Here is a 13,032-nt window from a genome sequence, read left to right as displayed (position 1 = left end):
GTTAGAAATGTCAGAAGAAGCAAGTTGGAATACTCCAAAGCCTGGGGAGTGGAAAAGCGAAGAATTAAGTCATGGCCATATCATTGATTATAAAGCTTTTAATTTTGTAGATGGTGAAGGTGTTAGAAACTCACTCTACGTAGCTGGATGTATGTTCCACTGTAAAGGGTGTTATAATACTGCTACATGGTCCTTTCGAGCCGGAATCCCTTATACAAAAGAGCTTGAAGATCAAATTATGACAGATTTAGAACAACCTTACGTCCAAGGTTTAACGTTATTAGGTGGAGAGCCGTTCTTAAATACAGGTATTTTGTTGCCACTTCTTCAGCGTATCCGACGTGAATTGCCAGAAAAAGATATTTGGTCATGGACGGGGTATACTTGGGAAGAAATGATGCTGGAGACTCAAGATAAATTGGAGATGTTATCTTTGATTGATATTTTAGTGGATGGTAGGTTTGATCAAAGTAAGCGAAATTTAATGCTACAATTTAGAGGATCTTCAAATCAAAGAATCATTGATGTACAAAAATCTTTAAAAGAAGGTGAAGTCGTGATTTGGGAAGGATTAAACGATGGTGACAATAGTTATGAACAAGTCAAACGAGATGATTTACTCTAGTGTCAAAAATTAACTTTTAAATAAAAATTAAAAGTTATGTTTATCCACAACTTGTTTATAAGTATTTGACAGTCTGTGACAAGATGTTGACGTTTATTATTGTTAATTTAACAAGTATTTTTGAAATCTAAAGGTATATACAATGACATTAGTGTTAAGTAATCAACTTTATATAAACAGATTATCCTCTGTCTATCCCCATAGTTATCCACAAGTTGTTAATAACAATTATTTTTTGTTAATATTGTTTGAAACCTTGATATAGAGAGGTTTTTAGACCTTACAAGTTTGTCACAAAAAGCAAGAGATAATCGTATCTCTTGCTTTTTGTGTGAATAAATTGTGGATAAATAGTTACTTAAGTCTGTTTTTTAACAAAAGTTAATTGCTTAGAGTCTGAGAGTTCATTATCATAACAGAAGCCATCAAAGCGTAATTGCTTTAAGTGTTCTAGAGTTTGGCAATTATTTTCCATCATAGCAGTTAAACACTTTCCTCTTGCTTTTTTTGATATGGTAGAGTGGGTTTTTAATTGGCCATCTCGATCTTCAATAAAGTTAAGATGTATTAGTTTTTGACGCTCTTTAGGAGAAAAGACAGTTTCAAATTCATTAGAAAGCAAAGAAACCATAATGTCATCTGACTGCATAAAAGTATCGTAATTTTCACGCCAAAAAACTTTAAGAGAGTTATTGTTGATTTTGATTTTAGTGTTAAAATCTAAACGATGAGGGGATATTAGTGTCATAGCAGGAATGATGCCATAAAGAGCACTAGTAATAAAAACAGAATTTTCCATAAATTGTGCTTCACTTGTGGATAAGTTGTGCCTTTTGATATTGCGGTACATAAGACTGTTGAATAACTTAATAGCAGGATTCAGAGTAAGTTGTTTAGCTTTAAAATCTTGCCATCTTTGAGCCTCACAACGAGCTGCACTTGTATTAATTCTGTAGATATCCTCTAAGTCTGAAACAGTTAAAGTAGAAAAATAATCAATTATAATTTTCGTTTGAGCACTCAGTTTAGGCCATGCAATGTTTTGACACACTTTCATTTCTTTTGCAGTTGGGATCAAAATTTTTATCATATTGACATTATGTAAAATGAAGAGGCAAAAGTCAAGTGATGGTTAATTCTCTGGTTTTAGAACAACTTTAATTCGGATGCCATCAAAATCTTCAATAATATAATAATGATCTTGTTTTTCAAGGAAAGTCAGTTGGTAAAGTTGCGCTTTTTTTAAGCTATCTCTAAAAAGGTTGTCATCATTGTAAGCAATTGTCAATAAGGAAATTCCGGGTCTATCTTCTTGGTTTTTAGAAAGATTTGGACCAGCCCAATTATTAAAGGCTAGATGATGATGGTAGTTGCCGGATGCAATCCAACTAGCTGTCGGGATTGCAAATTTCTCATCAAGGCCAAAAACATTTTGATAGAGTTTTGAGCTAATCTTAGCATCTTTAACACTCAAATGAATATGACCAATACTAGTTTTTTCAGAAAGCTTATAATTATTAGGAACGTTGACAAGGCTGTCAAGTAAATTGTCAATATCTAGTCTTTCAGTAATACCAATAATTTGTCCACTCTCTCTGATATCCCACATAGAGATATCCTTATCATTATAAATTTCAATTCCATTACCTTCAGGATCACTTAGATAGATAGCATTGCTATAGCCATGGTCAGCTCCACCCTCTAGAGGGATATGCTGAGATAATAAATGATTTAGAGCTAGACTGAGATGGTATTCATCTGGTACTAAAATAGCAGTGTGATAAAGGCCATAGGTACTATGCTTTTCAAGTTCAGTTTTTTCAAGGATAATAAGAGGGATTTTTTGATTTACCCCTAGTAAGGCTCTAGTGCTTGATTTGTCAATAACAGTTAACCCAATGATATCGCTATAGAAGTTTACGAGGTTTTCGAGGTCATTTACTTTTAAGGTGATTGATTCAATGGAATGATTGGCTTTGTATGGATACGACATAGTTAATCCTCCTATTATTACTATATAGTAACATATTACACCGTTCATTGAGAGAAATAAACTAATTTGTTTTGAAATATAGCTTATATTAGTAGTCTCATTAGACCAGACGAAGTTTATTTGCGAAACAAAAATTTAAGTGTTAGACTAAAGTAAGCGTGTACAATTATATTTTGGAGGATAATATGGTAAGGCTAATATTTAGTGATATTGATGGTACTTTAATTAACAGTAATTTTAAAGTAACACCTAAGACACGGCAGGGAATTAAACAAATAGTAGCTCAAGGGGCTACTTTCGTTCCCATATCAGCTAGGATGCCTGAGGCAATTACTCCGATTATGGAACAAATTGGAATAGATTCTTATATTATTTCCTATAATGGGGCTTTAATACAAGATATGCAACAAAAAACAATTGCTTCCCACACAATGGATGGTCAAGTTGCCTTACAAGTTTGTTCTTATGTAAGCAAGCATTATTCGAAAATTGCATGGAATGTCTATCGTTATCATGAATGGTATTCCTGTGATAAAGAAAATGAGTGGGTCCAAAAAGAGGAGGAGATTGTTGGTTTACAATCTAAAGAGATGAGTTTGATGGAGTTAGAGAAGCAAGATAGGATTCATAAACTTCTCTTGATGGGAGAACCATCTCTGATGGGAGAATTGGAGAACACTTTGAAAGCTCAATATCCACATTTATCAATCGCACAATCTGCTCCTTACTTTATTGAAATAATGGCTCCAGGTATTGAAAAAGGAAAATCTGCTAAAACTTTAGCAGACTATTTAGATATTTCTCTTGCAGACTCTATTGCGTTTGGTGATAACTATAATGATTTAAATCTGCTTGAAATTGTGGGTAAAGGTTTTGTCATGGGGAATGCTCCTAAAGATTTACAAGAGAGAATTGGAAATGTAACTCAGGATAATGATAACGATGGTATTTATTATGCTTTAGTAGAGTATATGGAAAATTAAGGATAGCAAATCTAAATTTCCTTAAAAGCGTGTTATATCAACGAATGACTATTATTTAAATTATCTATCTAACAAGAATTTTCAAAAAAATCAAATTTAACTATTGACAATTATTTTTAAATGACGTAAACTTATAGGCAACCATAAACAAGGAGAGAATAATATGTTAATCAAATCGTCTATTATTAAACAAACAAATACTTATTATTACTTTAGTTTCTTTAGATAGACGTTTGTAGCCTCAAGGATACAAACGTCACGCAAAGTTTGTATCTATGAAGCTAAAGCATTTTATGATGAAAGCAGAGCCGATTAGATCATTTCAATAATCTAGTTGGTTAAGGCAATATTTTTTCGCCCTCCCGTGCACAGAGGAATTGAGAGAAATAATTAACCAACTAGATGTAGGGTCTAGTTGGTTTTTTGTTTTATGGAAAATTTGATGGTATTACAAGGAGATAGTAATGAAAAAAATAACAAAGATGGTAATTAGCAGCGTTTTAGCAACTGTTCTGATGACAGCTTGTTCACAATCTTCTCAAAATGGTCAATCTGATGTAAAACATATTGGTATTTTACAATATGTAGAACATCCCTCTCTAACTGCCACTAGGAAAGGATTTATAAAAGAATTAGCTAAAGAAGGCTATAAAGATGGCAAAAATATCAAAATTGAGTATAAGAATGCTCAAGGGGATCAGTCAAATATCCAATCAATTTCTGAAAAACTCATTAAAGATAATAAATTAGTATTGGGAATTGCGACTCCGGCGGCTCAATCGTTGACAACGGTGTCAACAGAAACACCTATTTTATTTACAGCAGTGACAGATCCGGTATCAGCCGAATTAGTAAAATCAATGAAAAAACCTGAAGGTTTAGCGACTGGTACAAGTGACATGTCTCCAATTAAAAAGCAAGTATCCCTTTTGAGAAAAGTAATGCCTAAGGTTAAACGTGTTGGTATTATGTATACCACTAGCGAGCGTAACTCAGAAGTTCAGGTAAAACAAGCAAAAAAAATCTTCCAAGAGGCGGGGATTAAAACAAGTGTTAAAGGTATTTCTTCCACTAATGATGTACAAGATACTGCTAAGAGTTTAATGTCTAAAACAGAGGTTATTTTTGTACCAACAGATAATATTATAGCCAGCTCAGTAACGCTGTTAGGGAATCTATCGAAAGAATTAAAAGTGCCTGTTGTGGGAGGTTCAGCAGATATGGTACCAAGTGGTTTGCTCTTTTCTTATGGGGCTGATTATGAGGCTTTAGGTCGTCAAACGGCAAGACAAGCTGTTAAAATCCTCAAAGGTAAAGACGTCGCTAAAGTTCCTTCAGAATATCCTCAAAATCTAAAAGTAGTAGTTAATGAAGATATGGCAAAAGAGCTTGGAATTGATGTTTCAAGTATTAAAAATAATAAATAATCAGAAAGGTATTGTATGTTAGATATTATCTTATCCGGAATTTCGCAAGGATTACTTTGGTCAATTATGGCAATTGGCGTGTTTATCACTTTTCGTATCTTAGACATAGCCGATCTCTCTGCAGAGGGTGCTTTCCCTATGGGGGCTGCAGTTTGCGCTTTATGTATCGTTAATGATATTAATCCAATTGTGGCAACCATAGCGGGCATGTTAGGTGGTATGTTGGCAGGACTAGTATCGGGTTTTCTTCATACTAAAATGAAAATACCAGCCCTCCTCACAGGTATTATTACGTTGACAGGACTTTACTCTATTAATTTACTTGTTTTAGGAAGATCAAACGTCTCTTTTGCTCTCAAAAATACTTTGGTTACAATGGTAACAAGATTAGGTTTAAATAAACTTTCAGCAGTTTTATTAATTGGAATTGTTTGTGTAGGCTTGGTTATCTTAATTTTGTATCTCTTTTTAAATACCCAACTAGGATTAGCTTTAAGAGCGACAGGTGATAATGAGGCTATGGGACAAGCCAATAGTATTAAAGTAGATCGGATGAAAATGCTAGGATATATGATTGGGAATGGCCTGATTGCTTTATCTGGTGCACTTTTAGCGCAAAATAATGGCTATGCAGATTTGAATATGGGAGTGGGTACAATCGTTATTGGATTAGCTTCAATTATCTTGGCAGAAGTAATGATAAAATACTTACCTCTTGGCAAAAGGTTATGGTCAATTGTATTAGGGTCTGTTTTATACCGTATGATTATTGTTTTCATATTAACAACCGATATTGATGCACAGATGATAAAGTTGGTTTCAGCAATTTTGTTGGCTCTCATTTTGTATGTCCCAGAATTACGAGCTAAACTAGGAGTAAAAACCTCTAAATCACTTACAAAGGAAGGATAAGAACATGTCATTACTTGAATTAGTCAATCTGCACAAAACTTTTGAAAAAGGAACTGTCAATGAGAACCATGTTTTACGTGGTTTAGATTTAACGATTGAAGACGGTGATTTTATTTCAGTAATTGGAGGTAACGGTGCGGGAAAATCAACCCTCCTTAACTGTATCGCTGGTCTGATCCCTATTGATCAGGGGGCAATCACATTAGACAACCAATCAATTACTAAAGACTCTGTAGAAAAACGATCTAAGGATATTAGTCGAGTCTTCCAGGATCCTAGAATGGGAACTGCAACAAATTTGACGATTGAAGAAAATATGGCAATTGCACATAAAAGAGGCAATAAGCGTCACATTTTTAGACAGTCAGTGACTGACGATGACCGTCAACTATTTAAAAAGTCTCTATCACAATTAGGTCTAGGCTTAGAAAATCGAATGAAGACTGATGCTGCATTTTTATCTGGCGGTCAGCGTCAAGCCCTCACGTTAGCTATGGCAACTCTTGTTCGTCCCAAATTATTATTACTGGATGAACATACAGCGGCTCTAGATCCCAAAACTAGCGATATGGTTATGGAATTAACACAGAAAGTGATAGAAGAACAACGATTGACAGCCTTAATGATTACGCACAATATGGAGCATGCCATTGCTTATGGTAATCGTCTCGTGATGCTCTACCACGGGAAAATTGTTGTTGATGTTAAAGGAGAAGCAAAGAGAAACTTAACAGTTGCAGAATTAATGGAACTTTTCCATAAAAACTCAGGTCAACAGTTGATAGATGATGCCCTTGTCTTAGGTTAAAATATAAATTTCTCTAGTGAATGGACAGGATAACTAGGGAAATTTTTCTTGTTTGAAACGTGCCTTTTCTCTTGACTAATTCTGACCAAGTGATAGAATAGTTTTTGTAGTTAGCACTCTCTGTATAGGAGTGCTAAAAAATCAAAATATATCTCGTATGGAGGTTCGTTTATTATGTTAAAACCATTAGGTGATCGTGTGATCATTTCGTTTGTTGAAACTGAAGAGAAATCTGTCGGTGGTTTTGTTCTTGCAGGAGCAAGCCATGATGCGACAAAGACAGCCAAAGTTCTTGCTGTGGGTGACGGTATTCGTACCTTAACAGGGGAATTAGTTGCACCGAGCGTTGCAGAGGGTGATACTGTTTTAGTCGAAAATGGTGCTGGTCTGGAAGTTAAAGACGGTAACGAAAAAGTGACAGTTGTTCGCGAAAGTGACATTGTTGCTGTCGTTAAATAGGTTTTATTAAGCAAGAAAGGATATAGGCCTATTAGAGAAAAGTTGCTTTGTAAAGAAAGTAGACTTTGTTAAATTTTAGGCCTGGGTATTAAATTATGGCAAAAGATATTAAATTTTCAGCAGATGCCCGCTCAGCAATGGTGCGTGGTGTTGATATTTTAGCTGATACAGTCAAAGTAACATTAGGTCCTAAAGGCCGTAATGTTGTTCTTGAAAAAGCATTTGGTTCTCCTTTAATTACAAATGATGGTGTGACAATTGCTAAAGAAATTGAGCTAGAAGATCACTTTGAAAATATGGGAGCTAAACTTGTGTCAGAAGTGGCTTCAAAAACTAATGATATTGCAGGGGATGGCACTACAACTGCTACTGTTTTGACCCAAGCTATTGTACGGGAAGGTCTTAAAAATGTAACTGCAGGGGCAAATCCGATTGGCATTCGTCGTGGTATTGAAACAGCTGTTTCAGCAGCAGTTGAAGAGCTAAAAGAGATTGCACAACCAGTTTCAGGCAAAGAAGCTATTGCTCAAGTTGCGGCTGTGTCTTCACGTTCTGAAAAAGTTGGGGAATACATTTCTGAAGCTATGGAGCGCGTGGGTAATGATGGTGTTATCACTATTGAAGAATCGCGAGGTATGGAAACAGAGCTTGAAGTTGTGGAAGGAATGCAGTTTGACCGTGGGTACTTGTCACAGTATATGGTAACTGATAACGAGAAAATGGTCTCTGAACTTGAGAATCCGTATATCCTTATTACAGATAAGAAAATTTCAAATATCCAAGAAATTTTACCATTATTAGAAGAGGTTCTTAAAACAAATCGTCCGTTGCTAATCATCGCTGATGATGTTGATGGAGAAGCTCTCCCAACGCTTGTTCTTAACAAAATTCGTGGAACTTTCAATGTCGTAGCTGTTAAAGCGCCTGGATTTGGTGATCGTCGTAAAGCCATGCTGGAAGATATTGCTATCCTAACAGGAGGAACTGTCGTTACTGAAGACCTTGGTTTAGACTTAAAAGATGCTACTATGCAAGTTTTAGGACAGTCTGCTAAAGTAACAGTAGATAAAGATTCTACTGTTATTGTCGAAGGTGCCGGTGACTCATCAGCAATTGCTAATCGCGTAGCTATCATTAAGTCACAGATGGAGGCTACAACTTCTGATTTTGATCGTGAAAAATTACAAGAACGACTTGCTAAGTTAGCCGGTGGTGTAGCAGTAATTAAAGTTGGTGCAGCGACTGAAACAGAATTAAAAGAGATGAAACTTCGCATCGAAGATGCGTTAAATGCAACGCGTGCTGCAGTTGAAGAAGGTATTGTTTCAGGTGGAGGTACGGCTCTTGTGAACGTTATTGAAAAAGTAGCGGCACTGAAACTTAATGGTGATGAGGAGACTGGACGTAATATTGTTCTTCGTGCTCTCGAAGAGCCTGTTCGTCAAATTGCTTACAATGCTGGATATGAAGGTTCAGTTATTATTGAACGTTTAAAACAGTCTGAAATTGGTACAGGATTTAATGCGGCCAATGGAGAATGGGTAGATATGGTTACCACAGGTATCATTGACCCTGTCAAAGTAACACGTTCTGCACTTCAAAATGCGGCATCTGTAGCAAGTCTTATCTTGACTACAGAAGCAGTAGTAGCAAATAAACCTGAACCAGAAGCTCCTACAGCTCCTGCAATGGATCCATCTATGATGGGTGGCTTCTAATCACTAACTTATCACAACATAAAACTCCCCTTTAACAAAGGGGAGTTTTATGTTGTGATAATAGAGATATGATAGTCACTACCACTTGCGGTAAGAAGATCATAAGGATAGGCCATCTAATATTTGCCAGTAGTGGGAGGAAAAAAGTAGCAAAACAATGATTGCTATTATCTTAGATTGAGATTGATAAGCTAAGAATTGAATTATAGCTAATAGAATTAAGTAACTAATAAGTATAAATAACAGAGAAAAGAGCATTCCGTACCCAGCACCCATTGACGGTTCCTTTGGAGGGGCTAGAAAATAACTTAACTTAAAATAAGCGCCAACTATTAGGCCCATAATTAATTCGGTAAAAGTTATGAAAAAAGCAACTTTTAATAGTCTATTTTGCATAGGCTTGCCTCCTTAATGAGAGGTAATGGACAATTCAAAGTGCTCAATGGGAACGTAATGCTTATTACACATTAGTATTTTCTCTTGCTTAAAAATTGTTTCTTGTATTAATATGAATTGTCCATGATCGGATAGGGTATATTTAGTTGCTGAAAAATTGCCAGATGTCGCATATCCCAAATGGCTTTGTGAGTGGCTTGATATGCCTTCTTGATAGATACCTTCTTCAATGAAGTTTAACAACTGTTTAGTATCATGTAAAGAAATCTCAGCATCTGAAATAAGTTCGATAGGGATAAAAGAAAGTGTGTAAGCTAATGGTCCATCATCGGTGTGGTACCAACGATCAGCAATAACAACTACAGGGGTTTCTTGTTTAAGTGAAGCTGTGATAGCTTCTGCAGGAACCTCTACACGAAATTCTAATTCTACTTCTGTAATTTTGGAAGTTAGACAAGTTTTAATAGGGTGTTGTCTATTTTCGTAACCGTTTTCAGACAAGTTGCTAGAATTTTCTCTAATGAAATTACCTTTTCCTCTGATATTTTTAACCAAATGGTCTTCTTGTAATAGTGCTAATGACTTTCGTAAAGTAGCTCGACTAACATTAAGTTGCCCTGCTAATTCGGGTTCAGAAGGTAATTGCATTCCAGGAGAATAAGTACCGTCTTGAATCATGTTAAAAATCTTATTGTAGACTTGTACATGCTTTAGTTTATTTAGTTTATTATTTAGTTCATTTTTAGGCATTGTAACCTCCGTATACAAGTTAGTTTAATTGAAAAAATTAGAAAAATCAAGTTAAAAAATAAAACGTTTTCTTTCGATAAAAGCGTTTACAAAGGTTGTCTTGTATGTTATTATACAAGTGTAAAAAAATAGACAAGACATTAAGGAGGTCTTTATCATGCAGAATTATTCAGGTGAAGTCGGATTGCAATATCACCTACAGATTCGTCCAGGTGATGTAGGTCGTTATGTTATCATGCCAGGTGATCCAAAACGTTGTGCAAAAATTGCAGAACATTTTGATAATGCAGTTCTTGTAGCAGACAGCCGTGAATATGTTACTTATACAGGTACATTAAACGGTGAAAAAGTCAGTGTTACTTCAACTGGTATTGGTGGTCCATCAGCGTCTATTGCGATGGAAGAATTGAAACTCTGTGGCGCTGATACCTTTATCCGTGTTGGAACATGTGGTGGTATTGACCTTGATGTTAAAGGCGGAGACATCGTTATTGCAACTGGAGCTATCCGTATGGAAGGTACAAGTAAAGAATATGCTCCGATTGAATTTCCTGCTGTAGCTGACTTGGAGGTAACGAATGCTCTAGTTAATGCAGCTAAAAAGCTTGGTTACACAAGTCACGCAGGAGTAGTTCAATGTAAAGATGCATTTTATGGACAACATGAGCCAGAACGTATGCCAGTTAGTTATGAATTATTAAATAAATGGGAAGCATGGAAACGTCTGGGAACAAAAGCGTCTGAAATGGAATCTGCAGCTCTTTTTGTAGCAGCAAGTCATCTAGGAGTTCGTTGTGGATCAGATTTCCTTGTTGTTGGTAATCAAGAACGCAACGCTTTGGGTATGGATAACCCAATGGCTCATGACACAGAAGCAGCTATTCAAGTTGCTGTTGAAGCACTCCGCACACTTATTGAAAATGATAAATCACAATAAGCGAGGTTTTGGAAGTCATCATGCAATTTATTTATAGTATTATTGGTATTTTATTGGTATTAGGAATTGTGTATGCAATTTCTTTCAATCGTAAGAGTGTTTCTCTAAGTTTAATTGGAAAAGCTCTTATCGTTCAATTCATTATTGCGCTAATCTTAGTACGTATCCCACTAGGTCAACAAGTTGTTAGTGTTGTTTCAACTGGAGTTACTAAAGTAATCAACTGTGGTCAAGCTGGATTAAATTTTGTGTTTGGTTCATTAGCAGATAGTGGAGCAAAAACTGGTTTTATTTTCGCCATTCAAACGCTTGGCAATATTGTTTTCTTATCTGCCCTAGTTAGTCTACTTTATTATGTAGGAATCCTTGGATTTGTAGTAAAATGGATAGGTAAGGGCGTTGGTAAAATTATGAAATCCTCAGAGGTTGAGAGTTTTGTTGCCGTAGCTAATATGTTTCTTGGTCAAACAGACAGTCCAATTTTGGTTAGCAAATACCTAGGTCGTATGACTGATAGTGAGATAATGGTTGTGTTGGTATCAGGTATGGGAAGTATGTCAGTTTCTATTCTTGGTGGCTACATTGCATTAGGCATTCCAATGGAATATCTCTTGATTGCTTCAACAATGGTTCCTATTGGCAGTATTCTCATTGCTAAAATCTTATTGCCTCAAACAGAACCTGTTCAAAAAATTGATGACATTAAGATGGATAATAAAGGTAATAACGCCAATGTGATTGATGCAATCGCTGAGGGTGCAAGCACAGGTGCACAAATGGCTTTCTCAATTGGTGCTAGTTTGATTGCCTTTGTTGGTTTAGTTTCTTTGATTAATATGATGTTAAGTGGATTGGGAATCCGCTTAGAACAAATCTTCTCATATGTTTTTGCTCCATTTGGTTTTCTTATGGGATTTGACCACAAAAACATTCTTCTAGAAGGAAACCTTCTTGGAAGTAAGTTGATTTTAAATGAGTTTGTTTCGTTCCAACAATTGGGTGACCTAATCAAATCTTTAGATTATCGTACAGCATTGGTAGCAACTATTTCACTTTGTGGTTTTGCTAATTTATCAAGTTTAGGTATTTGTGTTTCAGGTATTGCTGTTCTTTGTCCAGAGAAACGTGGCACCCTAGCTCGACTTGTTTTCCGTGCAATGATTGGTGGTATTGCTGTAAGTATGCTTAGCGCCTTTATCGTCGGTATTGTAACTCTATTCTAAAAGTTGACAAAAGAAAGAAGGATAGTAACGTGGAAGTAAAAGATATTTTAAAAACGGTAGACCATACTTTGCTAGCAACAACAGCAACATGGCCAGAAATCCAAACAATTTTAGATGATGCAATGGCTTATGAAACAGCTTCAGCATGTATTCCAGCCTCTTACGTCAAAAAAGCAGCAGAGTACGTTTCAGGTAAATTAGCTATTTGTACTGTTATTGGGTTCCCAAATGGCTATAGTACAACTGCAGCGAAGGTTTTTGAATGTCAAGATGCTATTAAAAATGGTGCTGATGAAATTGACATGGTCATTAATTTGACAGATGTTAAAAATGGGGATTTTGATACTGTTGAAGAAGAAATTCGTCAAATCAAGGCTGCATGTCAAGACCATATCTTAAAAGTTATCGTTGAGACATGTCAATTAACTAAAGAAGAACTTATCGAACTTTGTGGGGTTGTCACACGTTCAGGTGCAGACTTTATTAAAACCTCTACTGGTTTTTCGACAGCAGGTGCTACATTTGAAGATGTTGAAGTGATGGCAAAATATGTCGGCGAAGGTGTTAAAATTAAGGCAGCAGGTGGAATCTCATCATTGGAAGATGCTGAAAAATTTATTGCTTTAGGAGCTTCACGCTTGGGTACTAGCCGTATCATCAAGATTGTTAAGAACCAAAAAGTTGAAGAAGGCACTTATTAAATAATATAAAGGAAATAGGAAGGATGCTGGTCTGACTTCCTATTTTCAATTGATAAAGGAGAAGTTATGTCACAATTTGATCGCATTCACTTAGTTGTCT

General features: G+C 35.8%; 14 protein-coding genes. 10 read left to right on the top strand and 4 right to left on the bottom strand.

What is annotated here, in order from left to right:
• The first annotated feature begins 7 nt into the window (after positions 1 to 7).
• A complete protein-coding gene (gene nrdG / locus HMPREF2818_RS03130; RefSeq protein WP_001287943.1) occupies positions 8 to 625 on the top strand; it encodes an anaerobic ribonucleoside-triphosphate reductase activating protein in 618 nt (205 codons plus the stop codon).
• A 358-nt stretch (positions 626 to 983) separates the two neighbouring features.
• On the opposite strand, the gene yaaA is transcribed toward nrdG, so the two are convergent.
• Together yaaA and HMPREF2818_RS03120 are read right to left on the bottom strand one after the other, a co-directional pair.
• Entirely contained in the window at positions 984 to 1,715 is a 732-nt protein-coding gene (gene yaaA, locus HMPREF2818_RS03125; RefSeq protein WP_000590613.1) for a peroxide stress protein YaaA, read from the bottom strand.
• Between the two features lie 42 nt (positions 1,716 to 1,757).
• Positions 1,758 to 2,618, bottom strand: coding sequence for a VOC family protein (locus HMPREF2818_RS03120; protein WP_000121548.1), 861 nt, complete (start codon positions 2,616 to 2,618; stop codon positions 1,758 to 1,760).
• A 185-nt stretch (positions 2,619 to 2,803) separates the two neighbouring features.
• On the opposite strand from HMPREF2818_RS03120, the gene HMPREF2818_RS03115 reads away from it, so the two are divergent.
• The 6 genes from HMPREF2818_RS03115 (at position 2,804) to groL (ending at position 8,925) form a co-directional block, all read left to right on the top strand.
• The gene (locus HMPREF2818_RS03115; RefSeq protein ID WP_000251908.1) at positions 2,804 to 3,601 is read left to right on the top strand and encodes a Cof-type HAD-IIB family hydrolase; all 798 of its coding nucleotides are present in this window, start codon (positions 2,804 to 2,806) and stop codon (positions 3,599 to 3,601) included.
• 464 nt (positions 3,602 to 4,065) lie between these two features.
• Positions 4,066 to 5,028 (top strand): ABC transporter substrate-binding protein, encoded by a 963-nt coding sequence (locus HMPREF2818_RS10290; protein ID WP_000724426.1) that lies wholly within the window; start codon positions 4,066 to 4,068, stop codon positions 5,026 to 5,028.
• Positions 5,029 to 5,043: 15 nt separating this feature from the next.
• Positions 5,044 to 5,940 (top strand): ABC transporter permease, encoded by an 897-nt coding sequence (locus tag HMPREF2818_RS10285; protein ID WP_000884162.1) that lies wholly within the window; start codon positions 5,044 to 5,046, stop codon positions 5,938 to 5,940.
• Positions 5,941 to 5,944: 4 nt separating this feature from the next.
• Positions 5,945 to 6,748, top strand: a complete 804-nt coding sequence (locus HMPREF2818_RS03100; protein ID WP_000054430.1) for an ABC transporter ATP-binding protein — start codon at positions 5,945 to 5,947, stop codon at positions 6,746 to 6,748.
• 174 nt (positions 6,749 to 6,922) lie between these two features.
• Positions 6,923 to 7,207, top strand: coding sequence for a co-chaperone GroES (gene groES / locus HMPREF2818_RS03095; RefSeq protein WP_000917302.1), 285 nt, complete (start codon positions 6,923 to 6,925; stop codon positions 7,205 to 7,207).
• A gap of 95 nt (positions 7,208 to 7,302) precedes the next feature.
• A complete protein-coding gene (gene groL / locus HMPREF2818_RS03090; protein WP_001029978.1) occupies positions 7,303 to 8,925 on the top strand; it encodes a chaperonin GroEL in 1,623 nt (540 codons plus the stop codon).
• A 99-nt stretch (positions 8,926 to 9,024) separates the two neighbouring features.
• On the opposite strand, the gene HMPREF2818_RS03085 is transcribed toward groL, so the two are convergent.
• Together HMPREF2818_RS03085 and HMPREF2818_RS03080 are read right to left on the bottom strand one after the other, a co-directional pair.
• Positions 9,025 to 9,321: a hypothetical protein gene (locus HMPREF2818_RS03085; RefSeq protein ID WP_001181229.1), complete on the bottom strand. Its 297-nt coding sequence runs from the start codon at positions 9,319 to 9,321 to the stop codon at positions 9,025 to 9,027.
• A 12-nt stretch (positions 9,322 to 9,333) separates the two neighbouring features.
• The gene (locus HMPREF2818_RS03080) at positions 9,334 to 10,071 is read right to left on the bottom strand and encodes a GntR family transcriptional regulator (RefSeq protein ID WP_001125581.1); all 738 of its coding nucleotides are present in this window, start codon (positions 10,069 to 10,071) and stop codon (positions 9,334 to 9,336) included.
• A 157-nt stretch (positions 10,072 to 10,228) separates the two neighbouring features.
• Between HMPREF2818_RS03080 and udp the strand changes: the two genes are divergently transcribed.
• Genes udp through deoC form a run of 3 tightly spaced genes read left to right on the top strand, consistent with a single transcriptional unit; the run spans position 10,229 to position 12,932 of the window.
• Positions 10,229 to 11,008 carry a uridine phosphorylase gene (gene udp / locus HMPREF2818_RS03075; protein WP_001182060.1) on the top strand — a complete coding sequence of 260 codons (780 nt, stop codon included), beginning with the start codon at positions 10,229 to 10,231 and terminating at the stop codon, positions 11,006 to 11,008.
• A 20-nt stretch (positions 11,009 to 11,028) separates the two neighbouring features.
• Entirely contained in the window at positions 11,029 to 12,231 is a 1,203-nt protein-coding gene (locus HMPREF2818_RS03070; protein WP_001159687.1) for a NupC/NupG family nucleoside CNT transporter, read from the top strand.
• A gap of 29 nt (positions 12,232 to 12,260) precedes the next feature.
• A complete protein-coding gene (deoC, locus tag HMPREF2818_RS03065) occupies positions 12,261 to 12,932 on the top strand; it encodes a deoxyribose-phosphate aldolase (protein WP_000453154.1) in 672 nt (223 codons plus the stop codon).
• The last annotated feature ends 100 nt before the right edge of the window (positions 12,933 to 13,032 follow it).

The organism is Streptococcus sp. HMSC076H09, assembly GCF_001811765.1.
Classification (GTDB): domain Bacteria; phylum Bacillota; class Bacilli; order Lactobacillales; family Streptococcaceae; genus Streptococcus; species Streptococcus agalactiae.
This window is presented reverse-complemented; position numbering and strand designations above follow the sequence as displayed.